General features: G+C 25.2%; 23 protein-coding genes, 1 other RNA gene, 1 pseudogene and 1 riboswitch. Of the genes and pseudogenes, 17 read left to right on the forward strand and 8 right to left on the reverse strand.

Annotated elements, in window-relative coordinates; all coding sequences use genetic code 11:
• Nucleotides 1-120 precede the first annotated feature (120 nt).
• The 5 genes from AYC59_RS06740 to AYC59_RS06760 all read left to right on the forward strand — a co-directional run bounded on the left by AYC59_RS06740 (nucleotide 121) and on the right by AYC59_RS06760 (nucleotide 4,971).
• Complete coding sequence (locus AYC59_RS06740; RefSeq protein WP_066896738.1) at nucleotides 121-744, forward strand: MGDG synthase family glycosyltransferase; 624 nt, start codon at nucleotides 121-123, stop codon at nucleotides 742-744.
• On the forward strand, nucleotides 726-1,214 hold the full coding sequence (locus AYC59_RS06745) for a glycosyltransferase (RefSeq protein WP_066896741.1): 489 nt from the start codon (nucleotides 726-728) through the stop codon (nucleotides 1,212-1,214). Before AYC59_RS06740 ends, AYC59_RS06745 begins: the two co-directional genes overlap by 19 nt.
• Before the next feature lie 39 nt (nucleotides 1,215-1,253).
• Nucleotides 1,254-1,517, forward strand: an RNA gene (gene ffs / locus AYC59_RS06750) — signal recognition particle sRNA large type.
• Between the two features lie 46 nt (nucleotides 1,518-1,563).
• Complete coding sequence (locus AYC59_RS06755; RefSeq protein WP_066896743.1) at nucleotides 1,564-2,790, forward strand: GNAT family N-acetyltransferase; 1,227 nt, start codon at nucleotides 1,564-1,566, stop codon at nucleotides 2,788-2,790.
• A 9-nt stretch (nucleotides 2,791-2,799) separates the two neighbouring features.
• Entirely contained in the window at nucleotides 2,800-4,971 is a 2,172-nt protein-coding gene (locus AYC59_RS06760; RefSeq protein WP_066896746.1) for a peptidase U32 family protein, read from the forward strand.
• A 198-nt stretch (nucleotides 4,972-5,169) separates the two neighbouring features.
• On the opposite strand, the gene AYC59_RS06765 is transcribed toward AYC59_RS06760, so the two are convergent.
• The 5 genes and pseudogenes from AYC59_RS06765 to AYC59_RS06785 all read right to left on the reverse strand — a co-directional run.
• Nucleotides 5,170-5,907: an ABC transporter ATP-binding protein gene (locus tag AYC59_RS06765; protein ID WP_066896749.1), complete on the reverse strand. Its 738-nt coding sequence runs from the start codon at nucleotides 5,905-5,907 to the stop codon at nucleotides 5,170-5,172.
• Nucleotide 5,908: 1 nt separating this feature from the next.
• A complete protein-coding gene (locus AYC59_RS06770) occupies nucleotides 5,909-6,892 on the reverse strand; it encodes an ABC transporter substrate-binding protein (protein WP_082752738.1) in 984 nt (327 codons plus the stop codon).
• On the reverse strand, nucleotides 6,889-7,638 hold the full coding sequence (locus AYC59_RS06775; RefSeq protein ID WP_066896753.1) for an ABC transporter permease: 750 nt from the start codon (nucleotides 7,636-7,638) through the stop codon (nucleotides 6,889-6,891). The genes AYC59_RS06770 and AYC59_RS06775 overlap by 4 nt, the downstream gene beginning before the upstream one ends.
• Before the next feature lie 37 nt (nucleotides 7,639-7,675).
• Nucleotides 7,676-7,765: riboswitch (TPP riboswitch) on the reverse strand.
• Nucleotide 7,766: 1 nt separating this feature from the next.
• Complete coding sequence (locus AYC59_RS06780) at nucleotides 7,767-8,666, reverse strand: LysR family transcriptional regulator (RefSeq protein ID WP_066896755.1); 900 nt, start codon at nucleotides 8,664-8,666, stop codon at nucleotides 7,767-7,769.
• A 310-nt stretch (nucleotides 8,667-8,976) separates the two neighbouring features.
• A pseudogene (locus tag AYC59_RS06785) lies at nucleotides 8,977-9,174 on the reverse strand (PTS transporter subunit EIIC); the annotation flags it as partial.
• A 187-nt stretch (nucleotides 9,175-9,361) separates the two neighbouring features.
• On the opposite strand from AYC59_RS06785, the gene efp reads away from it, so the two are divergent.
• The 10 genes from efp to AYC59_RS06835 are packed head-to-tail and all read left to right on the forward strand — an operon-like array spanning nucleotide 9,362 to nucleotide 19,384.
• Nucleotides 9,362-9,934, forward strand: coding sequence for an elongation factor P (gene efp, locus AYC59_RS06790; protein WP_066896759.1), 573 nt, complete (start codon nucleotides 9,362-9,364; stop codon nucleotides 9,932-9,934).
• Nucleotides 9,935-9,954: 20 nt separating this feature from the next.
• A complete protein-coding gene (locus tag AYC59_RS06795) occupies nucleotides 9,955-10,782 on the forward strand; it encodes an endonuclease/exonuclease/phosphatase family protein (RefSeq protein ID WP_066896761.1) in 828 nt (275 codons plus the stop codon).
• Nucleotides 10,775-12,115 (forward strand): MATE family efflux transporter, encoded by a 1,341-nt coding sequence (locus AYC59_RS06800; protein ID WP_066896763.1) that lies wholly within the window; start codon nucleotides 10,775-10,777, stop codon nucleotides 12,113-12,115. Before AYC59_RS06795 ends, AYC59_RS06800 begins: the two co-directional genes overlap by 8 nt.
• A gap of 16 nt (nucleotides 12,116-12,131) precedes the next feature.
• Nucleotides 12,132-13,658, forward strand: coding sequence for a deoxyguanosinetriphosphate triphosphohydrolase (locus AYC59_RS06805; RefSeq protein WP_066896775.1), 1,527 nt, complete (start codon nucleotides 12,132-12,134; stop codon nucleotides 13,656-13,658).
• The gene (locus tag AYC59_RS06810; protein ID WP_066896778.1) at nucleotides 13,658-14,287 is read left to right on the forward strand and encodes a TrmB family transcriptional regulator; all 630 of its coding nucleotides are present in this window, start codon (nucleotides 13,658-13,660) and stop codon (nucleotides 14,285-14,287) included. Before AYC59_RS06805 ends, AYC59_RS06810 begins: the two co-directional genes overlap by 1 nt.
• Complete coding sequence (locus AYC59_RS06815; protein ID WP_066896781.1) at nucleotides 14,287-15,072, forward strand: site-2 protease family protein; 786 nt, start codon at nucleotides 14,287-14,289, stop codon at nucleotides 15,070-15,072. Before AYC59_RS06810 ends, AYC59_RS06815 begins: the two co-directional genes overlap by 1 nt.
• 9 nt (nucleotides 15,073-15,081) lie before the next feature.
• Nucleotides 15,082-15,600: a tRNA (cytidine(34)-2'-O)-methyltransferase gene (locus AYC59_RS06820; protein ID WP_066896784.1), complete on the forward strand. Its 519-nt coding sequence runs from the start codon at nucleotides 15,082-15,084 to the stop codon at nucleotides 15,598-15,600.
• 59 nt (nucleotides 15,601-15,659) lie between these two features.
• Nucleotides 15,660-17,543, forward strand: coding sequence for a methionine--tRNA ligase (gene metG / locus AYC59_RS06825; protein WP_066896788.1), 1,884 nt, complete (start codon nucleotides 15,660-15,662; stop codon nucleotides 17,541-17,543).
• 9 nt (nucleotides 17,544-17,552) lie between these two features.
• Nucleotides 17,553-18,908: a tetratricopeptide repeat protein gene (locus tag AYC59_RS06830; RefSeq protein WP_066896791.1), complete on the forward strand. Its 1,356-nt coding sequence runs from the start codon at nucleotides 17,553-17,555 to the stop codon at nucleotides 18,906-18,908.
• A gap of 8 nt (nucleotides 18,909-18,916) precedes the next feature.
• Nucleotides 18,917-19,384 (forward strand): TlpA family protein disulfide reductase, encoded by a 468-nt coding sequence (locus tag AYC59_RS06835; protein WP_066896793.1) that lies wholly within the window; start codon nucleotides 18,917-18,919, stop codon nucleotides 19,382-19,384.
• A 173-nt stretch (nucleotides 19,385-19,557) separates the two neighbouring features.
• On the opposite strand, the gene AYC59_RS06840 is transcribed toward AYC59_RS06835, so the two are convergent.
• The 3 genes from AYC59_RS06840 to AYC59_RS06850 are packed head-to-tail and all read right to left on the reverse strand — an operon-like array spanning nucleotide 19,558 to nucleotide 21,792.
• On the reverse strand, nucleotides 19,558-19,938 hold the full coding sequence (locus tag AYC59_RS06840; protein WP_066896796.1) for a hypothetical protein: 381 nt from the start codon (nucleotides 19,936-19,938) through the stop codon (nucleotides 19,558-19,560).
• Nucleotides 19,939-19,945: 7 nt separating this feature from the next.
• A complete protein-coding gene (locus AYC59_RS06845; protein ID WP_066896798.1) occupies nucleotides 19,946-20,860 on the reverse strand; it encodes a pseudouridine-5'-phosphate glycosidase in 915 nt (304 codons plus the stop codon).
• A gap of 11 nt (nucleotides 20,861-20,871) precedes the next feature.
• On the reverse strand, nucleotides 20,872-21,792 hold the full coding sequence (locus AYC59_RS06850; protein WP_066896800.1) for a carbohydrate kinase family protein: 921 nt from the start codon (nucleotides 21,790-21,792) through the stop codon (nucleotides 20,872-20,874).
• Nucleotides 21,793-22,105: 313 nt separating this feature from the next.
• On the opposite strand from AYC59_RS06850, the gene AYC59_RS06855 reads away from it, so the two are divergent.
• Both AYC59_RS06855 and AYC59_RS06860 read left to right on the forward strand, forming a co-directional pair.
• Nucleotides 22,106-22,750 carry an O-methyltransferase gene (locus AYC59_RS06855; RefSeq protein ID WP_066896802.1) on the forward strand — a complete coding sequence of 215 codons (645 nt, stop codon included), beginning with the start codon at nucleotides 22,106-22,108 and terminating at the stop codon, nucleotides 22,748-22,750.
• Nucleotides 22,751-22,759: 9 nt separating this feature from the next.
• Nucleotides 22,760-24,085 (forward strand): glycoside hydrolase family 10-like protein, encoded by a 1,326-nt coding sequence (locus tag AYC59_RS06860; protein WP_066896804.1) that lies wholly within the window; start codon nucleotides 22,760-22,762, stop codon nucleotides 24,083-24,085.
• Nucleotides 24,086-24,092: the final 7 nt, after the last annotated feature.

The raw sequence follows: 24,092 nt of genomic DNA on the forward strand, positions 1-24,092 counted from the left end.
TGTTTTTTTAATATACAAATTTAAATAAAGTTTATTGTAAAAAAAAGTTTAAAATGGTATTATAAAATGAATGAAGTATTTAACTTCTATATTTATAATAATATATTGGGGGAAATATATATGAAAATATTAATATTTACAGCAACAACTGGAGATGGACATAATCAGGCAGCAAGAAATTTAAAATATGAATTAGAAAAAGATGGTAATGAAGTAAAAGTTGTGGACTTATTTAAAGGTAATACTAAAAAAAGTTTTACAAGTTCATTTTTTGATAAGGGGCAAACATTTTTAGTAAAAAATATGCCACAAACATATTCAATGATATATAATACTGCCCATTATAAACTAACTCAGGATATAATGAGAAAGTTAATGGTGTCAAGTAAAAATAGAATACGTGTTATTTTAAAAGAAGAAAATCCTGATTTAATAATATCAACTCATCCATATTCGGTTCCTTTAGTTTTTTCACAAATTAAGAAATATGGAATGAATATACCTTTTGTGCAAGTTGTTACAGATTTTAATGCACATTATATATACATAGACCAAGAAATAGATGCATATATTACTGGAATTGAATTTACAAATAAAACTTTAATAGAAAAGGGGATAGATAAAGAAAAAATATACTTATATGGTATACCTATAAGAAAAATATTTAGTCAGACAAAAAGAAATAATTTAGATAAATTTAGTGTTCTAATTATGGGGGGGGAGGAATGGGACTTGAAGGAATAAAGGACTGTTCTGAAATAATATTAAATTCTAATTTAGATTTATATTTAAATATAGTTTGTGGTAAAAATGAAGAATTAAAATTAGAATTAGAAAATAAGTATGCTAGTGAGATTTCTGAAGGTAAATTAAAAGTTTATGGGTTTATCGATAAAATAAATGAAATAATGGATAATTCAAGTTTAATAATAACAAAACCAGGTGGTCTAACATCAACTGAAGCAATAACAAAAAGATTACCTATGTTATTGCCATTCTATATACCAGGTCAAGAAAAGGAAAATATTGATATTTTAACTGAAGCTGGACTTGCAATAGAAGTAAAAGAATTAGAAGATCTACCAAATATGTTGTTAAATTTATTAAATAATAAAGAAGAGTATAATAAATTAGTAGAAAATATGGATAAATTAGCAAGTAATTATTCTATGGATAAAGTTATTGAATTAATTCATAAATTAAAAAAGAAATAAAACTTGAAAAAAAAGCTTAAAAATGTTAGAATAATTATGCCATACAAATCGGGGGAGTAGCGGGTCCTTGTACCTGAAGTCCGCTTGAGCAGGGATTATATTAATTTTGAGGGCAATTCTGGTGTTTAAGCCTTGTATCATAGGTGTTGAGAAAATAGTCCTATATTGTAAAAATTCAGCGAATCATGTCAGGTCAGGAATGAAGCAGCATTAAGTTGAGATTTTTAGGTTTATAGGGGTGCTATTTTTGAGCTTGTGGTATAAGAAACCGATGTTGGGAAAGTTCGATTAATTAATGTATGGCATTTGCTAGATTTTCTAGCTTTTTTTATTATAAGGAGGAGGGTATATGAAAATAGAAAAAGTAAATTATGAAGATTTATTTGAATTTAAAAAAGTACCTTTAGGGGAATACATATATTATGCTATTTCATTTGAACATAGAATTTTTGGATATTTAGTCTTTTCAAAAGACAAAGATTTAATAGTGGAAGAAATATACATAAAAAAAGAATTTAGAAATACCGGATATGGATCAAGATTACTTAATTATGCTATTTATGACAGTATAAATTCAGATTTTAAAGATGTAATTGTATTGAACCATAAAAGAATAGATAATTTTTTAGAAAAAAATGATTTTATAAAGATTAATAATAAATATGTTAGATTAGATATAAAAGATGAGATAGAACATATTAATGCAACTATACATGTAAATAAAATATCTATATGTATAAATATAGTTTTATCTATATTTAAATTTATTGCAGGGTATATATTTAATGTTAATTCACTAATGGCAGATGCTATTAACTCATTTTCTGATTTTATTAATAATATTTTGATATTAGTAGGTGCAAAAATTGAAAAAGAACCTAGTGATGAAGATCATCCTTTTGGACATGGTAAGGTTGCTTCTATATTTAGTTTAATAATAGGTATAATAATTATCATATCTTCATTTGATGTTTTAAAATCAGGAGTTTTAAATTTAATAAATATTAAAGAAATTAAATTTAGTGATGATTTTGGAGTATTATTGGTTGTATTAATTTCTTTAGTAATATTAAAACTATTGCAGTATGTATATATTAGATCTTTTCATAAAAGATATAAATCATCGCTTTTAACAACTTTACTTGTGGATTATAAAGTGGATATAGTTTTATCTACTTCAGTAATATTAGGTGTAATATCAAGTAAGTATATAAATAATAGTATAGACTCTGTATTATCTATAATAATAACAGGATATTTGATTATACAGGGATATAATATAGTTAAAGAAAATGCTATGATATTAATGGATTCTCAAAATGAAAATTTATTATTAAATGTAAAGTTATTAACTTTAAAGGTTGAAGGTATAGAAAATATTCATGATGTATATATGACAAGAATAGGAGAAAAGATATATATAATAGCAGATATTAGACTTGATTCAAGTTTAACTTTGGAACAAGCTCATGAAATAGCAGAACAGGCAGAGAAAAAAATAAAATATAGATTTTCTAATATAAAAAAGGTTATATATCATATTGAACCTAATTACAAGGAAGACTATAATGATTAGAGGTGTTATATGAAAATTGTTGGTCCAGCAGGAAATTTTGAAAAATTAGATGCAGCTATTAAAGCAGGTGCAGATGAAGTTTTTCTTGGGTTAAAAGGATTTGGAGCTAGAAGAAATAATGATAATTTTGGTATGGAAGAATTAAAAGCTGGTATAGATTATGCACATAAAAAAGGTGTTAAAGTTTTACTTGCTTTAAATACTATCATGAGAGATATGGAAATAAAATCAGTTTATAAAAATTTTAAACCTATATATGAACATGGGGTTGATGCTGTAATAGTTCAAGATATGGGGTTAATCAAATTTTTAAAAGCTAATTTTCCTGATCTTGTATTACATGGAAGTACACAGATGACGGTAGCTAATTATGTAGAAGCAAATTATTTAAAAGAATTAGGATTATCAAGAGTAGTTCTTGCACGTGAACTTTCTTTTGAAGAGATAAAAGAAATAAGAGAAAATACTGATATAGAATTAGAAGTATTTGTTTCTGGATCTATGTGTATATCTTATTCAGGTAATTGTTATGTTTCTAGTTTTATAGGGGGTAGAAGTGGAAATAGAGGTATGTGTGCATACACTTGTAGAAAAAAATTCAAAGATGAAGAAGGAAAACTTTCATATTTTTTATCACCTAATGATCAGTTATTAGAAAAAGAAGAAATAGATAAATTAAAAGCTATAGGAATAAATGCTATTAAGGTTGAAGGAAGAAAAAAACAACCTGAATATATTTATGAAACAGTTTCGTATTATAAAGACATACTAAATGGAATAGATAGAAAAAGTGAAAGTTATAAGTTATTTAATAGAGGTTATTCTAAGGGTTATTTCTATTTAGATGACAAGTTAATGAATCATAAATATTCATCAAATTTTGGATATTTACTGGGTAGAGTTAACAACAATAATACTATAAAATTATTAGATGAATTGGTATTAGGAGATGGTATACAGTTTGTTAATGAATATTTTGAAAAGTTAGATGGAGAATATGTAAATAAGATACTGTTAAATGGTAGTAAGGTAAATAAAGCTAATAAAAATGATACTATAACATTACCTAATATCCCTAAAAATACTAAGTATATTTATAAAAATTATTCTAAAGATATTAATGATAGAATACATAGTGATATAAAAGTTGTTAAAAGATATAAGGGAATAGATTCTAAGGTTTATGCATATTTGAATGAACCTTTAAAAGTGGAATTCTATACTTTAAATAATTTTAAAAAAGAAATAAAAGCTGAATATATTGGTGATGTATTAACTGAAATTTCTAAAAAAGAAATAAGTATAGAAGATATATCTACTAAGTTAAGTGAAATAGGAGATACTGATTTTAAATTAGAAAATATATCTATAGATTATGATGGAAAAGCTTTTATACCATTTAGTCAAATTAAAAAAATTAAAAGAGAACTAATTAATGAACTAGGTGAAAAATTAGTAGATTCATATAAACATGAAGAAAGAGAATTGATAGAGTTTAAATATCCTAAAATAGAAGAGTGTATACAACCTGTGTTTTCAGCATTAGTTAGGACAAAGGAACAAGAAGATGCTTGTATAAGAAATGGTATAACAAAAATATACAGAGAAGGTTTTGATATAACTAAACAAAAAAATATGGATAATAAATTACTAAATCAAAATACTAATTTAGTTTCAAATCTTTATCAATTAATTAAGGGAAAGGAACTAGGTCTTAAAAATCAAAGTATAAATTGGAATTTTAATGTATTTAATAATATGAGCGTTGATGTATATTCGGAATTTCCTAATATAGAGACTGTATTTTTATCTCCTGAATTAAATCATAAGCAGTTAAAACTTATGACTAATAGATCTTTGAAAAGAGGTCTTGTTATATATGGAAATCTTAAAACTATGTATATAGAACATACAATAGATAAGAAAGAGTATAAAGAAATTCAAGGTGAACATTTTGATAGATATAAAGTTGTGAAAAATAAGCTAGATAATTTAGAGCTATATTTAAATAAGCCTATGAATTTAATACCTAAACTTGATTTGATATATTCGCTTAATCTAGATGAATTAAGATTAGATTTTACATTTGAAGATGCAAATGAAGTAGAAAAAATTATTAAATCAATCAAAACAAAATCAGGTAAATACGTACCTTATGCCTTTGAGATGGGGGTAAGTTAAAAAGAAGCGTTTATTTAGAACATATGCAAAAGAAATGTACGCAATAATTTAAAAAATTTTTATAGAGATTGCTTGTTATTTTATAGGGCAATCTCTTTTTATTGAGAATATCTAAAAAAGTCTGTAAATTAGGAAATGATTAAATAATAAAGAGATTACTCAATTAAGCAATCTCTTTAAAGGGTGTTGTTTAGTTTTTTATTCTATATGCATTAAATTTAAAATTTTTCTTTTAATATTATTAAATTCTGGACTAGTATTATCTCTATTTTCTAGATTAATTTCTATTTCTTTACTAAGAGTTGAATATTCTCCATTTGAAGCTAATATAGATATCTTATCAGAAAGATATATAGCTTCGTCTATATCGTGGGTTATAAGTAAAGTGGTTAAATTAAGTTCTTTACGTATATCCATATACCATTTATGTATATTCTTTTTAGTGATAAAATCAAGTGCTGAAAATGGTTCATCAAGTAATATCATATCACTAGAAAACATATATGTTCTAAGTAATGCAGCTCTTTGCCTTTGCCCACCTGATAATTTATTTGGATATTTAAATTCTTGATTTTTTAATCCAAACTTATCTATATAATTATTAATTTTTTTATATGCTTCTTCTTTATTAACTCCTTTTATTAATAAGGGTAGAGCAATATTATCTATAGTAGTTCTAAAAGGTAGAAGTAAGTCTTTTTGTAACATATAGCTTACTTTGCCCTTTTTATTAACTATATTTTCTTTATTTAAGTAGATATTTCCATACTTAGGTGATATAAGTCCGGCAACAGCATTAAATATAGTACTTTTTCCTGTACCAGAAACACCTACTATACTAACTAGTTCGCCTTTATTAACCTTAAGATTTATATCTTTAACTATGACCTTATTTTCAAATTCTATACATAAATTTTCTATTTCTAATTTTAACATACTAATCCTCTAAATATTGATTTGTAAATCCGTAATCTTTATCTATAGATTTTTTAATTATACCATTATTAAACAACCAGCTATAGAAATTATTCCATCTATTAGAATCAAATTTTCCCCAAGGAACATCTTTGTCAACATATTGATTATTTATCCATGTTTGTGATTTAACTAAAAAATCTCTTTCAAGTTCAGGAGCTTGTTTATGTAAAATATCAACAGCTTCATCTACATGCTCTATAGAATATAGGTAACCTTTTTTAATGGCAGATAATACTTTTTTAGTAACCTCAGGATTTTTTTCTGCAAAATCTGAATTAGCTATAAGTACAGGAGTATAGTAATCAAGTTCGGGAACAACTTTAGCTTCCATAAAATTAAATGGAATATTGTTATATTCTAATGATATTCCATCCCATGCATAAAATATCCAAGTAGAATCAGTTTCAGTTTTTAATGCACGAATAACGTCCCAAGAATAAGGGATTACATTAACTTTAGAAAAATCAGCATCTTCTTTACTCATTAAATATTTAAGCATGGCTTGTTCAATAGGATCTTCCCAAGTTGCATAAGTTTTTCCTTCTAAATCTTTAAAACTAGTAATATTTTTTTCTTTAAGTGAAACAAGTCCTGAAGTATTATGTTGAAGAAGAGCAGCAACTGCAATAACTGGAACTTTTTCATCACTACTAAAATAGTTAGCAAGTGTATCTTGGAAACTTATACCAAATTGAGATTTTCCACTTGCAATTAAAGCTGTAGTACTTCCTTCTGGTGCTTGATCTATAGTAACATCAAGTCCTAAATCTTTAAAGAATCCTTTTTCTTGAGCTACAAATAACCCAGTATGATTTGTATTAGGAGTCCAGTCAAGAACTATATGAATTTTTTCTTTAGACTCCTCATTACTTTTTGTTTCATTCTTATTTCCACAACTAAATACTAAGATTAGCATAAAAATAAATGTTAAAAACTTTTTCATTTTTCCTCCCATTTTATTATATATTTTTCTATTTTAGAAACTAAATAAATTAAAACTAAGCTAATAAGTGATATTAAAAAGATACTTGCAAACATTTTATCATATGCAAATGCCCTTTTTGCTCTCATCATATATACTCCTAGACCATTAAAAGCTCCTATCCATTCAGCAACAACGGCAGAAATTATAGAATAAGAAACAGATATTCTAAGTCCTGCAAAAAAACTAGGTAGGGCACTTGGAAATTTTGCATATATATATTCTTGGAATTTACTTGCCCCCATGGATTCAAGTAATATTATATTATCTTTTGATACAGATCTATAACCATCAAGTAAAGAAATTGTTATAGGGAAAAAAGTTGTTAATGTTATTAAAACTATTTTTGAACTCATACCATAACCAAGCCATAATACTAATAGGGGAGCTATTGCTACAGTAGGTATTGTCTGACTTATTACAAGTACAGGCATAGTTGTTTTGAATATAAAATCAAATCTATCCATAATTATAGATAAAATAAATGCTATAATTAATCCTATAACAAGACCTGCTATAGCTTCAAACATTGTATATTTCATATGGTTAGAGATTAAATTAAAATCTACCTTTAAAGCATTTAATATATCAAATGGGGAAGGTAGTAAAAATTTTGGTATTATTTTTGAACTAGATAATAATTGCCAAAAAACTAGTATTATTATAATTAAGTAATAATTTAAAATTTTATCTAAAAATTTTCGCATAAAAAAAACTTCCTTTCTGGGAAGTTAAAATTTAATTTGTATATTAAAAAATACTTCCCTACGACAGCATTATCTGTATCAGGTTAAACGGGTATAATCTCAGCACGTGGCACCCCGATATTTTTTATTTATTTGTTTTTATTTATCAAGCTTTCAAATTCATAATTAATATTATATTCTCTCATAAATTTCAAGAAATTACTTATCCATTCCTTTTTTTCATTTTCTTTTAAGAATGCTATATAGAATTTATCTTCATTAGTTTCAAACGCATGCACAAGATTCATTTTTCCAGCCTTTATTTCTTCGTATACACAGTAGTAGGGTAAAACACTAAGTCCCATATTGTTCATAATAAGATTTTTTATTGTTTCATTACTACCATTTACTATAGTTTTATTTTCAAAATAATGACCTATAATATCTTCGAATTTATCTAAATATTTAATTGCATTAGGTGTATCTTTTTTTAGTACATTTAATTTCTTTATATCTTCAATATCTTTAATATCAGGGGGAGATATTACAACGAAAGGGTACTCTTCAGATTGAATGAATTTTAAACTTCTATCTTCAAAGAGATCATCTTCCATTAAAGCAACATCTATAGTTCCTTCTTTTAAGTATCTGATTAAAGAATTACTATTTTTGATATATATATCAAATTCTATATTAGGATATTGTTTTACATATTCAGTAATAATTTTAGGTAATACAGGTTCACCTATATTATGAGTTGCACCTATTACTATTTTAGATTTTTTACTGTTTATTAGCTTATTCATTTCATTTTCAACTCTTAAAAATTTATCAAAAATTTCTTCAGTTAATTTGTATAATTCTTGTCCTGTATAAGTAAGTTTGAAATTTTTTGAACTTCTTTCAATTAATTGAGTTTGAAGAGAAGTTTCTAGTTTTTTAATTTGTATTGATACAGCAGATTGACTTATATAGAGTTTTTCTGCAGTTCTTGTAAAGCTTTTATTTTTACATACTTCATAAAATATTCTTAAGTGATGGATATCCATAGTGGTCTCCTTGTCCTTTTTATATTATTATATATTAAATAGCTAAAAAAATCAATAAAATGAGAATAAATATGATATTTATTTATAAATTATCTATAAAAATTTCCTTTTGTTTTATACTGTGATATATTCTTAATAAATCATATATTTAAATTGTGTATAAATTAAATTGGATTTTATATAAAAGCAGTTGTTGATTATGAATGTAAATGGAATTGTAAGGGAACTTAAATGTACTTTAATTAATGCAATATTTTTTTCAAATGGAGAAATATTAGTTTTAGACAATGATAATAATTTTATATTTATCTACATTAGAGAATAAAACTAAAACGTAGTTTAATGGTGTTCCAGGTTCTAAAAATGTAAGGTTATATATTTTAATTAGAACTGGATTTGTAAATGATCCACCAACTCCAATTAAGATACCTGCCATAGGTAAAACAGCTATTGGTAACATAAATGCTCTACCTATTTTTTGTGAAACGAAAAAAATTATATCTTTCATTTTTCGTTCTTCTTAAACAATTTATTTTAGTATATTGTACCACAAAAATTTGATAAAAGTAAATAAATGTTACTGATAAGTTTCAAATGCAATATATTATACACTGAATAAAAATTTGAAAAAAATAACTAAATATAGTATAATTTAGGATGTTAAATTACGCTTTAAATTATAAGGAGGAAAATAAATGAAAGCAGCAATGGAATTAAGACAAGGTAGTACTTATGAAAAAGGAGGAGTACCTTATTTAATTTTAAAAGCAGATAGACACCAATCAACATCTGGTAAAAAAGCTCGTGCAGCAGAAATGAAATTTAAGATTAAAGACTTAATTAGTGGAAAAGTACAAGAAATAACAGTATTATCTACAGAAATGATGAATGACATAGTTCTTGATAGATCTCAAATGCAATTCTTATATCAAATGGATGGTGAATTTTACTTTATGAACCAAGAAACATTTGATCAATTAACTTTAACAGAAGAAGATTTAGGAGATGCTGTTGATTTCTTAGTAGATGAAATGGTTATACAAGTTTTATTATATGAAGAACGTCCAGTAGGGGTTGAATTACCTAATACTGTAATACGTGAAATAACATATACAGAACCTGGATTAAAAGGTGATACAATAGGAAGAGCAACTAAACCTGCGACAATAGAAACTGGTTATCAATTACAAGTACCTTTATTCTGTAATATAGGAGATAAAATTAAAATTGATACAAGAACTGGTGAATATATAGAAAGAGCTAATTAATTATGTGAAGGAGGGGTTAAATGAAAAGGTTGTTTATTATGTTTCTTTTTTTAATTTATTCAGAACTTATTTATTCAAAACCTATACTTGTAGGAAGTTATAATACTATGCGTTTGGGTCAAAATGAAAAAGACCTTAGTGCAGTTGCAAAAATTATATCTAAATTTGATATAGTGGCATTACAAGAGGTTATGAATAGAGAAGGACTTGATAGATTAAAAAATGAAATTGAGAAAAAAACTGGTGAAAAATGGGGATATGTGATATCTGAAAAACCAGTTGGAAGTAAAGAATATAAAGAGTATTATTCTTTTATATATAAAAAGGGGAGTATAGATAAAATTGAAAGTTTAGGTCTTTATCAAGATGGTAAATCAAAAGATTTCATAAGAGAACCTTATGCAGTATATGTTAAATCTAATAACTTTGATTTTGTTTTAATAACAGCTCATTCTATATTTGGTAATAGTAAATCAGAACGTGAAATAGAAGCAAGTAGATATCATAAAGTATATAAATACTTTAAAGATAAAACTCATGAAGAAGATATTATCTTATTAGGTGATTTTAATTTACCCGCTAATTCACATGCGTTTAAATATTTTAAAGATGAATATAAGGTAAAAGAAGTTTTAAATCCTAATGTAGATAAAACAACTATATCTGAATCAAGACTTGCAAATTCTTATGATAATATATTTTTTAATAGAAGTAAATTAAGAGAATGGACTAAGAGATATGGAGTTTATGATTATACAAAAGATAATTATAAAGAAATAAGGAAATATGTTTCAGATCACCTTTTAATTTTTATAGAATTTGAAAATGGAAAGGATCTAGATGACTAAAAATAAAGAAATGTATAAAAGAATTTTAAAAATAGGTATTCCTGTTATGCTTGAAAATTTAGTATATAACTTGGTTAACTTTATAGACAATTTTATGGTTGGAAAAGAAAATGTTTCTTTAGGTTTAGGTACTGTTGCTGTAGCAGGTCTTGGAATTGTTAATCAAATATTTTTTGTTTTTATGGTTTCTTTATTTGGGCTTTTTAGTGGGGCTAGTGTTTTATCAGCTCAGTATTATGGTAATAAGGATTATAAAAATTTAAATAAAATATTAGGTTTCCTATTAATAGCTTCACTTTTAATATCAATACCTTTTGTTCTTATAGGGATATTTAATCCTACTTTTTTAATAGGGTTATATACTAATGATACAAACACATTAATTCAAGCAAATAATTACTTTAGAATATCTTGTTTAACTTTCCCACTTGCTGGGCTTGGTATGGCATTTTCTATGCAATTAAGAGTTATAAATGAATCTAAATATGCTTTTTATTCAAGTTTTATAGGTCTTGGCGTAAACTTTATAGGAAATCTTTTACTTATACCTATATTAGGTGTAAAAGGAGCAGCAATAGCGACTGTAATTGCAAGAATTTTTGCTTTGATATATATGATATACATAGTTAAGAAAAATAAATTTCCTATAGCTTCAAAAAATATTGAAATGTTTAATATAGAAATGAATTTAGTTAAATCTATACTTGTAATATCTTTTCCTACTTTTCTACATGAAGTTTTTTGGGTTTTAGCATATAATACTAAAATGATGATATATAGTAAAACTGGTACAGTAGAATTTGCCTCGATTGTAACAGCAGGGACTATAACATCTATACTATTTAGTATGTTTAGTGGTATTTCAAATGCATCAGCTGTCATAATAGGGAATGAATTAGGGGCAAATGATTTAATAAAGGCAAAAAATGCATCAATAGTTTGTATTAAACTTATGGTATTATTAGGCATATTATCATCAATAATATTAAATATTTTAGCTATACCTTTGCTTAACTTGATGCAAGTAAGTTCTATTCTTAATATACTGACAAGAAAAGTAATATTTGTAGAAAGCTTATTTATTTTATTTAAAGCTTTAAACTTACTATTTGTAGTAGGAATATTAAGAGCAGGTGGAGATATTTATTATGGTGTAGCATGTGATATGGTATCTATGTGGATAATAGCTGTACCTTTAGTATTTCTAGCAAGATATTTAAACTTTGATATACCATATATGTATTTATTTAGCTGTATATCTGAGTTTGTAATATTTTTCCCTTTAATACTAAGATATAGAAAAGAAAAATGGTTAAAAAGAATAGTAGATTAATAAAGGAGGATAAAGTTTGAATTGGAAAGAACTATTATCAACAAACACAATAAGAAAGAGAAGTAGAATAAAAGCAAGTGATGTAAGAAATGATTTTGAAAAAGATTATCATAGAATAATATCATCACCTTCATTTAGAAGACTTCAGGATAAAACTCAAGCATTTCCACTTGAAGAAAATGATTTTGTAAGAACAAGACTTACTCATTCTCTTGAGGTATCTTCTTTTGCTAAATCAATAGCTCAATCTATAGGTAAAAGAATAATAGAAGAAAATCTTGATGATGATTTTGGGTATGAAGAATTAAATGCAATTACAAATATATTATCATCAGCATCTCTTATACATGATATAGGTAATCCACCGTTTGGTCATTTTGGAGAAGATTCTATTAGAATATGGTTTAAAGAGAATCTATTTAAAATAGATGTTAAAAATGAAGAAGGTGAAATTAAAAAACTTGGGGAATGGTTAACACCTCATATGTGTTCAGATTTCATTAATTTTGAAGGTAATGCACAAGCAATACGTGTAGTTGAAAAATTACATTTTGTAGTTGATGAAAATGGAATGAATTTAACATTTGCACTTTTAAATACTTTAATAAAATATCCTGTGTCATCACTTGATATAGATAAGAATAGTGGAAATATTAAAGATAAGAAGATGGGATATTTTTATTCAGAAGAAGATATTTTCTATAAAGTTGTTAAATCAACTGGAACTTATGATGAGCAAAAAAATAAGATATATAGACATCCACTTACATTCTTACTTGAAGCAGCAGATGATATAGCTTATGCAACAGCTGATATAGAAGATGGAATTAAAAAGAGATATATAACTTACTATAACCTTATTAATGAATTAGAAAAAGCTGGATTTAATGAAGGGAATATATTTTATGATAGATTAAAGAAATATAGACAAGATGGTAAAAAGAATGAGTATATATCTTCACATAGCTATGCAGCTACAAGATGGATAATATCTATACAAGGATTAATAATAAAAGATGTTGTTAAGAAATTTATAGACAATTATTCTGATATAATGAGTGGAAACTTTAAAGAAGAATTACTTTCAAATGATGATGATTTAGATATAGTTAAGTTTTTAAAAGCTATGTCAAAAAAATATATATTTGATTCAAGAAACAATAATAAAATGGAAATATCTGGTAATATAATTATAGATTTCTTACTTAATAAATTTGTTAATGCAATAATATATTTTGATACTATATATGAAGATGAAAGTTTACTTCATAGAAAGTATAGAATATTATTAAGTGATAATCAAAAACAAATTTATAGTATATATTCTAAAAAGTATGAAGATAAAATGTTAAAAGAATTAAACCTTAAAATTGAACAAGAACAATTAGAAGGAAACCAAAAAGAAAGACTTGAAAAAGAATATAAGGATAAAATATTTAGCTATAAATTGTACTTAAGATTATTATTTGTAACAGACTATATTTCTGGTATGACTGATACATATATTAAAACAACTTATCAAGAATTGATGGGGATTAAATAATGGATGATAAGGATATTTTGAGATTAAAAAAACTAGGTTTTACTGAAATAGAGTCAAAAATATATTTGCATTTATTAAAATTTCCTGGAGAAAATCCAACTCAAATAGCTAAATTTCTTGATATTTCAAGATCAAGTAGCTACAATAGTATAGATAATTTAGAAAAGCAAGGTATAGTAAAATTATTACCAGCAATAGATGATAGGAAAAATTATAAAGTTATCAATCCTATAGTTTTTCTAGAATTAAAAAGAAAAGAATTAAATGATGAAATAGATAATTTAAAAATAACTTTATCATCTATGTATAATGAATATAATTTTGAAGATATATATAATATAGATAGGATAGATAATATTAGATATATTATTATTGAGATATTAAATAATGTAGAAAATAATATTGTAACATTTGGTAATATAAATGATGAAGTAATAAAAAATAAATTAGATTATGTTATACAAGAAAAAGGTATAGAAGTTTTAAAATTTGATTCATCTGAATTTATATTACTTGTAGATGATAAAGATTTAGTTATTATTGAAGAAGATAATATTATGTATACAAAGAATAAAATGATAATTAATCAGATAAATAGAAGAGTTAAAATAGAAATGGAGAAAAAATAATGATAGTAGTTATAACTTTATTGATATTGGGATTAATAATATTTCTACATGAACTAGGGCATTTTGCTACAGCTAAATATTTTGGTATGCCAGTATCAGAATTTTCTATAGGTATGGGTCCTGTGATATTCAAAAAAACTAAAGGATCAACTCAATATAGTTTAAGATTAATACCTATAGGAGGATTTGTTTCTATAGATGGTATGATAGAAGCAAGTCGTGATGATAAAGACTTTGAAAAATTTACAGATGAAGAAATAGAAGAGTATAACAAAAATGGATTTATGAGTCATCCTAAATATCAAAAGATAATAGTACTTTCAGCAGGAGTTATAATGAATTTTGCTACAGCTTTTATAGCTGCTATACTTTATTCACTTTTTATAGGTAAGGGATTTGAATTAGTAGGTAAAATATTTATAGGAGGATTTTATCAAACTCTATTAGGTATAAAGATGCTTTTAACAGGAGCAGCAAAAGCCAACCAACTTGTTGGACCTGTTGGTCTTCCATCTGTTGTAGGACAAATAGTAGATCAAGCTGGATATATGGTTTTATTTAATTTATTTGCAATATTATCTATAAATATAGGTATTTTAAACTTATTACCTATACCTGCACTTGATGGGGGAAGAATAATATTTGTTATACTTGAATATTTTGGAATAAAAGTAAATAAAAAAATTGAAGAATACTTACATATGATAGGTTTAGGATTGTTACTTTTACTTATGGTGTATGTTTTCTATAATGATATATCAAGAATAGTACATAAATATTTTTAGGAGAAGATTATGAATATAGTATTGTATCAACCAGAGATGCCATATAATACTGGTAATATAGGAAGAAGTTGTGTTTTAACTAACACAACTTTACATTTAATTAAGCCCTTAGGTTTTTCTATAGAAGATAAAGATGTTAAAAGGGCTGGTCTTGATTATTGGAAATATGTTAAATTAAAAGTTTGGGAAAGTTTTGAAGAATTTTTAGAAAATAAAGGTGAAGGTAAAATATATTTTGCGACAACTAAAACTGATAAAAAATATACAGATGTTGAGTATTCAGAAAATGACTATATCATGTTTGGACCAGAATCAAGAGGAATACCAGTTGAAATATTAGAAAAATATAAGGAATATAATATAACTATACCTATGTTAAAAATAGGTAGATCTTTAAATTTATCAAATTCTGCAGTTGTTATTCTTTATGAAGCAATGAGACAGTTAAATTTTGAATTTGGTATGAATGATGAAGAAGTTAGTGATATTAGGTATGAATTAACTGTGAAAGGGGCAACAAAAAAATAAATAAAGTAGACAAATGTAGTTTAAAGTGTTAAAATGTATAATTAAAAATTGGAGGAAATATAATGAAAAATTTATATATAACAACGCCTATTTATTATCCTAATGCTAAACCTCATATAGGAACAGCATATACTACAGTAATATGTGATGTTGTATCAAGATATAAAAGACTTAAAGGTTATGATGTTAGATTTATAACTGGAATAGATGAACATGGTCAAAAAATAGAAGAATCAGCTAAGAAAAATAATGTAACTCCTCAACAATGGGTTGATAAAATGAAAGAAGATTTTGTTAATCTTTGGGATAAGCTGAATATAGATTATAATTATTTTGTTAGAACTACTGATTCAAATCATGAATATACTGTTGATACTGTTATACAGAAAGTTTATGATAATGGTAAGATATATAGCGGGGAATATATTGGTAAATATTCAGTGAGTGAGGAAACTTTTGTAACTGAATCTCAATTAGTTGATGGTAAATATATGGGAAAAGAAGTTATAGATATGGCTGAAAAATCATATTTCTTTAAATTATCTGAATATCAAGATAAATTATTAGAATTTTATGAAAATCATCCAGATTTTATAAAACCAGTTTCAAGAAGAAATGAAGTTATTTCTTTTATTAAACAAGGTCTTCAAGATCTTTCAATTTCAAGAACTACTTTTGATTGGGGTATTCCATTAAAACTTGAAAAAGGACATATAGTGTATGTTTGGTTTGATGCATTAAATTCATATTTAACTGCAGCAGGTTATGGAAGTGAATTATTTAATGAATTTTGGAATAATGGAGAAGTTGTACATGTTATAGGTAAAGATATTTTAAGATTCCATGCTATTATTTGGCCAGCTATGTTAATGGCAGCAGGGTATAAGTTACCTGATGTATTGGCAGTACATGGATGGTGGACTATAGATGGAGAAAAGATGTCTAAATCTTTAGGTAATGTTGTTGATCCTTTAGAAGAAATTGAAAAATATGGTTTAGATCAATTTAGATATTTCTTATTAAGAGAAGCAACTTTTGGACAAGATGCAGATTATTCAAAAAAAGCTGTAATTCAAAGAATTAACAGTGATTTAGCTAATGATTTAGGTAATTTATTAAATAGAGTTCTTGGAATGCAGGCAAAATATTTTGATTCAGTTGTATATAAATCTGATGTAAAATCTGAATTAGATAATGAATTAATAGAACTTTGGAAAGAAACTTTATTTACAGTTGATAATATGTATAATGATTATAATTTTTCTGAAATGCTTAAATCTATCTGGAAGTTTATATCAAGACTTAATAAATATATAGATGAATCAGAACCGTGGGCTTTATATAAAGAAGGTAATATTGAAAGATTAAAAGCAGTTTTATATAATCTTATTGAAGGTATTTCTAAAGTTGCCTTATTAGTTTATCCAGTTATGCCTGATTCAAGTCAAAATATTTTATATCAATTAGGACTTGATATTAAAGTAAGTAGTATAAAATTAGGTGATTATACTGAATGGGGAATTTATTCTGATGGAAATAAATTAGGTGAATCTAAAGTGTTATTCCCACGTATAGAAGTTCCTAAAATTGAATTTGAAGAAGAATTAGTTATACAAAATCCAATAGATATTGAAGATTTTAATAAGGTAGAAATTAAAGTTGTTGAAATTAAAAAAGTTTATAAAGTTCCTGAAAGTGATGCTTTATTAAGATTTATAGTTGATACTGGAAAAGAACTTAGACAGATAGTTTCAGGTATTGCAAAACACTATAAAAATGAACAAGAATTAGTTGGAACTAAGGTTATGGCTGTTTTAAACTTAAAATCTATTGAATTAAAAGGGATAGTATCACAAGGAATGTTACTTACAACTACTGAAAAGAAAAAAACAAAATTAGTTGTAATAGATGAAAATGTTAAAGTTTCAACTATTATAAAATAAGGGGATATAATGAATAAAAGTAGAATTTTAAAAGAGATAATAATAGTATTTATTTTATCTATATTAGTTTTACTGATATTTTCTATTAAAACGTATATATATACATCTAAACCTTTTGACTATATAGAAAATGCTATAGTTAGTATGTATGATGAAGACAATAAAAAAACACTTAAAAACTTTGAAAAAGCATATTTAGGAAATGATGTAGATATATATCAAGTTATTAATGGATTAGCTGATGATGAGGTTATTTCATCATTCTATAAAGATAAGGAAGAAAAGTCCAGTGGTTATGCCGAGTATAGAAAAGCTCAGTTTCTTCTTTATTCAAATAAAACAGGAGAAGCTATAGAAGAATTAAAGAAAGCTGCTAATCAAAATAATATTGATGCGCTATATTTCTTAGGTAATTATCTATATTTATCAAAGAGATTTACTGAAGCTTTTGAATATATAGAAAAATCATATAATTTAAAAGATTACAGAGTTGTTGAAAGATATCTTGAAATGAAAAATAGTATAGCTGTTTATGAAAGAATGGAAGAATTAGAATTTAAATATAATAAAAATACTATTACAAAAGAAGAAAAATTAGAATTAGGTAATTTCTATATAGATAAGACATTTATAAACGATGCATACAAGATATTAAAACCATTTATAGAAGAAAATAATAAAGACGCTTTATTTGCTAAGGCAAACTATATAGAACTTGAAGGAGATAATGATAAAGCCTTACAAATTTATAAAGAATTATTCCTAAAATATAAGGAAGCAAGAGTTGCTTTAAAGGTTGTTCAAAATTCTGATATATCAACTAAATCAAACAGAACTAAATTAATTAAATTATTAGATGAAGTAAAAACATATGATAGAAATTTAGATTTTATTAAAGCTAATTTATTATTTGAAAATGATGAATGGAAAGAAGCTAAAGAAATATATGATAGATTAAAAAACTTGAAATTTATACCAGTATATAAAAAGTTAGGTAAATACTATGAAAATATAGGTGATACTATGCAAGCTATAGAAATGTATAAATTAAGTTTTGAAAATGGAGATATAGATAGTGCTGTTAATTTAAATAATCTTGTACAAGATTTACAATCAGTATTTGCTACACCTATAACAGAAGATTATACTAATTATTTAAAACTTGCATCAAAATTAGGAAGTTCAGAAGCAAGCTATAAATTAGCAAATAATTTAACAGATACTTATGAAAAGAAAAAATATGCTATAATTGCTCTTTCTCAAGAAAATGTTAAGGCACTTACTATACTTATAGATTTAGCAGGTAATTCTAAAGATAAAGAAAAAATAAGAGTATATACTAATATATTAATAAATAATAAGTAGAGGGTAAAATGAAAAAAATATTGGCAGTATTTACAATGTTAATGTTTTGTTTATCATGTTCTAGTAGTTCGTATAAATATATAAATGATGAACAAGTATATAATAATATAATAACAAAAACTAAAGCTGGAATAGTTGTTTATGGTACAACTTGGTGTCCAAATTGTAAACAATATATTGAACAGTTAAAAGAAATTAAAGATGATTTAAGAGGAGAAGTGGATATATATTTAATTGAATTTCCATATGCTCCATCTGATGGAGAATTTCTAGATTATGAAAAAGAAACTTATGAATTTTTAAAAAAATCTAATTATCCATTTGAAATATATATAGATAAAGATGGAATAGTATTTAATAAGTTTAAAATCAAATCAGTTCCATCAATAGGATATATAAAAGATAGTAAATTAATTAATAATATAGAACCAAGAAAATTTGATAAAGAAGAATTATTAAAATTGTTTGGTAAGTAGAAGTAGATATGGTATTCATATCTATTTTTTTTAGGAGAAAAATTGAAGATTGATATAAGAAAAATAAGAGGTATTAAGATACTTTAAAAGTTAGAAATGAAAGTAATAATTTCTAAAATAAAAAAGTCATGCTTGATTAAATCTCACATGACTTATATATATAAATTTTTTTTCTATAACAGTAATATTGTGAATATTGATGTTAGTATAAAGTGAATTGATATACCATAGTTGTAAATAGGAATAAAAGTATCATTTAGTCCTAATGTAGTTATTATAAATACAGTATTTAATAAAAGATAGAAAATACTATATAAAGTTATATGATATATCTGTACACCAAATGTTATAAATTGAACACTAGTTGGTATAATTGCATATAAATTAGGATTTATATAAAATATTAGTATTGTTAATATTTCAAATAAAAGTATAGGTATAGTAGCATTTTCTAATATATTAAAAGGATATTTTAATTTGAAAATTTTACTTATAGATATATAAATTTTTAAATATGCAAATATCATTATTAGAATTATAAATAGATTCTTCATCTATTTCCTATAATCTAACTAATTCTTTAGCAATTTCTGCTGCAAGTTTTACATTGTTAAATACTAATTGTATATTAGCTTCTAATGATTTACCAGCAGTTATTGTCTTAACTTTATCAAGTAAGAATGGAGTAGTATCTTTTCCTTTAATACCTTTTTCTTCAGCTTCTACTATTGCTTCATTTATAGCATTTGTAATAACATCATAATCCATTGCAAATTCTTCAGGAATTGGGTTAGCTATAACAACTCCACCGTTTAATCCTAAATCCCATTTAGTTTTTAAAATGTTTGCAAATTCATTAGGTGTTTCAATTTTATAATCTAAATTAAATCCACTTTTTCTAGTATAGAATGCAGGTAATTCTTTAGTTTTATAACCAAGAACAGGAACACCTTTAGTTTCTAAATATTCAAGAGTTAATTTTAAATCAAGAATTGATTTAGCACCAGCACATATAACGGCAACGTTAGTTTGTCCTAATTCTTCTAAGTCAGCAGAAATATCCATAGTAACTTCAGCATTTCTGTGAACTCCTCCTATTCCTCCTGTTGCAAATATTTTAACACCAGCTAAAGCTGAAATTAACATAGTTGTTGCAACTGTAGTGGCACCATTTAATTTATTACTTACAACATAAGCTAAATCTCTTCTACTTACTTTAGGAACTTTTAACCCTTCACGTCCTAATAAGTTTATTTCATCTTCAGTTAAACCAACTTTTAATTTACCGTTTATTATACCTATAGTTGCAGGGACAACACCATTTTCACGAGCAAGTCTTTCAACTTCTAACGCAACTTCAACATTTTTAGGATAAGGCATTCCATGAGATATTATAGTTGATTCTAAAGCAACTACCGGTTTGTTATTTTCTAAAGCTTCCTTAACTATTGGATTAATTTCTAGATATTGTTTCATTTTGTTTCCTCCTATAATTCTATATTAAAATAATTTTTTAGTGTGTTATTAAGTTTGTTTTCATCTAAACCTTCAAAACATGTCCCTATATTTGATATATTTAAAAGAGACATTGACATTGATACTTTAGCACTTTTTTCTATATCATACCCTTTTAAAATAGAGTAGGCTATCCCACTTGTAAATGAATCACCAGCTCCAGTTATATCTACTGGTTTTACAGGTGGATTAGGAATAAATTCATTTTTATCTTTATTCATATAGAAAACACCATTTTTTCCAAGAGTAATGTATACATTATTTACCCCTTGGTCAATTAATATTTTAGCTGCTTTTTTCATACTTTTGTTATCTGTAATTTTAACTCCAGTAAGTATTTCTACTTCGATTTTGTTAGGTTTAATTGAATGGAAATTTCCAACAAATTCTTTTACCTTAACAGCTTTTGCAGTAGATACTAAGTCTATTATAACTTTATCGTGTATACTTGATAAGTATTCAATTACATCTTGATTTAAATTAGTGTCAAGTACTAAAACATCAGCTTTTTTTATTAAATCTTCTTTAGATTTAATGAAATTTAGATCAAATTTTTCTAGTATTTGCATACTTGCTATAGCAAGTACCATTTCATTATCGCTATTAAGTATTGATAAATATGTAGATAAATTTTCATCTTTGATATAAAGACAATGAGACATATCTGCATTTTTAGAATTCATATAACTAACTAATGATTTTGAAAATTCATCATCACCAACTGGAGCCATAAAAATAGGTTTTTGATTAAGTAGAGCAAGATTTTCAGCTATGTTTCTTGCAACACCACCAAATCCTTTTTCTATTTTTCCTGGATTTGAATCATTAAAGACAATTTCATTATTAGAGAATCCTTGTATATCAATATTAGCACCGCCAATTACACAAATCATCGAATCACCTCTATAAAAAGTTTAACAAAAAAAAATAAAAAAGTCAAAGAAAAAATTTGCAAAAAAGAAAATTTTTTGATATAATATAGTTTAAGATTTATATGAGAAATCAAAAATTAAAAAACATACACTTTTTTTTAATTTCTATAATTATATTTCCTTATATCTGTACGAGATGGTTAATACTAACTATCTTTTTTTAATATCTAAAGTTTTATTAGAATTATCTTTAAAACATTTCTTTTATTGTCTGTTTGCTAGTATTTTTATTGTATTTATGGTAAAATAAATATAATTATGAAAGGAAATAATTATGATAAATGATTTTTTAAAAGCAACAAAATATGTACAAGATTTAAATGTGTTCGATAATGAGTTATTGGATGAATTTGAAAAAGAAGCACTAGAGAATAATATTCCTATAATTACTCGTGATGTTTTAAAATTTTTACTATTTACCGCTGATAATATTTCAGCTTCAAATATACTTGAAATAGGTACAGCTGTAGGGTATTCTGGAGTTTTTCTTGCAGAAATTTCTAGAAAATATAAAGGAAAGCTAACAACTATAGAAATAGATGAAGATAGATATATTAGAGCAAAACATAACTTTTCTAAATTTAATTTAGAAGATAATGTAGAGCAAATATTAGGAGATGGACTAAAAGTTTTACCTGAACTAGTTAGTAATAATAGAAGGTATGATTTAATATTTATAGATGCGTCAAAATCAAAATACATTGATTTCTTTAATTTAAGCTATGGCATGTTAAATAAGGGAGGATATATATTTATAGATAATTTGATGTTTAGAGGTTTAGTTGCTGAAAATGAGTTTCCTAAGAAATATAGAACTATACTAAATAATTTGGATAAATTTATAAACTATTTAAATGAAGAATATAATTTTGTTCTACTGCCTTTTGGAGATGGAGTAGGATTAGTATATAAAAAATAAGGAGAATATATGAGAAGAAGAGTTTTAACACTTGCTACGATTTTAGCATTTATAATTTCTTGTTCTACAACACAAGAAGTTAAGGAAGATTTATATAAAGATTATAAACCTAAATATGAATTAGGAGATAAAAAAGAAACAGAAAAAGAAGATAAACTAATAGTAGATTCAAGTGCAACAAATGATGAGATATTATCAAATGAAAATTTAAAATCTGTAGTTTTTGATAGAAGCGATAGACAAGTAAATAAAGATTTAAAAGGAGTATGGGTAGCATCAGTATTGAACTTAGATTTCCCTAAAACTCGTGGAACAGAAAATCAAAAAAGAGAAATAGATAATATGATGGATAATATTAAAAATTGGGGGCTAAATGCAGTTTTCTTCCACGTTAGACCAGCAGCAGATGCGCTTTATAAATCTGAAAATGAACCTTGGTCTATATATTTAACAGGAGTTCAAGATCAAGATCCTGGATATGATCCTTTAGCGTATGCAATAGAAGCGGCACACAAAAGAGGACTTGAATTACATGCATGGATTAATCCTTATAGAGCTTCTATGAATTTAGATAGAAGTAAATTATCAGATAGAAGTGTTGTAAAGAAACATCCAGAATGGATATTTGAATATGATGGTAAGTATTATATGAATCCAGGTAATCCTGATGTAGTTAGATATGTATCAAATGAAATAGAATATATAGTTAGAAATTATGATATAGATGGTATGCATTTAGATGATTACTTTTATCCATATCCATCATCAACATTAAACTTATCAGATAGTTTTGATGATGCAGAATATGAAAAAAACACAAAAGGATTTACTGATAGAAAGGAATGGAGAAGAGATAATGTAGATAAAATGATACAAAATCTTTCAGTTTCTGTTCATAAAATTAAACCAAAACTTTCATTTGGAGTAAGTCCATTTGGTATATGGAGAAATGTAAGTTCTGATCCAAGTGGTTCAAATACAAAAGGATTACAAGCATATGATTCACTTTATGCAGATAGTGTTAAGTGGATGCGTGAAGGTTGGGTAGATTACATAGCTCCACAAATTTATTGGAATATAGGATTTGATAAAGCAGATTATACAGAACTTGTAAGATGGTGGTCTTCTGTTTCAGAAAAGACTAATACTCCATTTTATGTAGGACAAGGTACATATAAGGCAAGTGATTGGAAAAATTCTGATGAGACAGCTAGACAATTAGAATTAAATAAAAATTATAAGGCTGTTAATGGGGTAATATTCTTTAGATATGAAACTTTATTAAATAATCCAAATAATGTTAGAGAACAAATTAAGAATAATTTAGAAAAATAGGGGTGAA

This window comes from Pseudostreptobacillus hongkongensis, assembly GCF_001559795.1.
GTDB lineage: Bacteria > Fusobacteriota > Fusobacteriia > Fusobacteriales > Leptotrichiaceae > Pseudostreptobacillus > Pseudostreptobacillus hongkongensis.

Coding starts and splice junctions, on each gene's coding strand:
- AYC59_RS06740 (WP_066896738.1), top strand. CDS start 121: ATGAAAATATTAATATTTACAGCAACAACTGGAGATGGACATAATCAG.
- AYC59_RS06745 (WP_066896741.1), top strand. CDS start 726: ATGGGACTTGAAGGAATAAAGGACTGTTCTGAAATAATATTAAATTCT.
- AYC59_RS06755 (WP_066896743.1), top strand. CDS start 1,564: ATGAAAATAGAAAAAGTAAATTATGAAGATTTATTTGAATTTAAAAAA.
- AYC59_RS06760 (WP_066896746.1), top strand. CDS start 2,800: ATGAAAATTGTTGGTCCAGCAGGAAATTTTGAAAAATTAGATGCAGCT.
- AYC59_RS06765 (WP_066896749.1), bottom strand. CDS start 5,907: ATGTTAAAATTAGAAATAGAAAATTTATGTATAGAATTTGAAAATAAG.
- AYC59_RS06770 (WP_082752738.1), bottom strand. CDS start 6,892: ATGAAAAAGTTTTTAACATTTATTTTTATGCTAATCTTAGTATTTAGT.
- AYC59_RS06775 (WP_066896753.1), bottom strand. CDS start 7,638: ATGCGAAAATTTTTAGATAAAATTTTAAATTATTACTTAATTATAATA.
- AYC59_RS06780 (WP_066896755.1), bottom strand. CDS start 8,666: ATGGATATCCATCACTTAAGAATATTTTATGAAGTATGTAAAAATAAA.
- efp (WP_066896759.1), top strand. CDS start 9,362: ATGAAAGCAGCAATGGAATTAAGACAAGGTAGTACTTATGAAAAAGGA.
- AYC59_RS06795 (WP_066896761.1), top strand. CDS start 9,955: ATGAAAAGGTTGTTTATTATGTTTCTTTTTTTAATTTATTCAGAACTT.
- AYC59_RS06800 (WP_066896763.1), top strand. CDS start 10,775: ATGACTAAAAATAAAGAAATGTATAAAAGAATTTTAAAAATAGGTATT.
- AYC59_RS06810 (WP_066896778.1), top strand. CDS start 13,658: ATGGATGATAAGGATATTTTGAGATTAAAAAAACTAGGTTTTACTGAA.
- AYC59_RS06815 (WP_066896781.1), top strand. CDS start 14,287: ATGATAGTAGTTATAACTTTATTGATATTGGGATTAATAATATTTCTA.
- AYC59_RS06820 (WP_066896784.1), top strand. CDS start 15,082: ATGAATATAGTATTGTATCAACCAGAGATGCCATATAATACTGGTAAT.
- AYC59_RS06830 (WP_066896791.1), top strand. CDS start 17,553: ATGAATAAAAGTAGAATTTTAAAAGAGATAATAATAGTATTTATTTTA.
- AYC59_RS06835 (WP_066896793.1), top strand. CDS start 18,917: ATGAAAAAAATATTGGCAGTATTTACAATGTTAATGTTTTGTTTATCA.
- AYC59_RS06840 (WP_066896796.1), bottom strand. CDS start 19,938: ATGAAGAATCTATTTATAATTCTAATAATGATATTTGCATATTTAAAA.
- AYC59_RS06845 (WP_066896798.1), bottom strand. CDS start 20,860: ATGAAACAATATCTAGAAATTAATCCAATAGTTAAGGAAGCTTTAGAA.
- AYC59_RS06850 (WP_066896800.1), bottom strand. CDS start 21,792: ATGATTTGTGTAATTGGCGGTGCTAATATTGATATACAAGGATTCTCT.
- AYC59_RS06855 (WP_066896802.1), top strand. CDS start 22,106: ATGATAAATGATTTTTTAAAAGCAACAAAATATGTACAAGATTTAAAT.
- AYC59_RS06860 (WP_066896804.1), top strand. CDS start 22,760: ATGAGAAGAAGAGTTTTAACACTTGCTACGATTTTAGCATTTATAATT.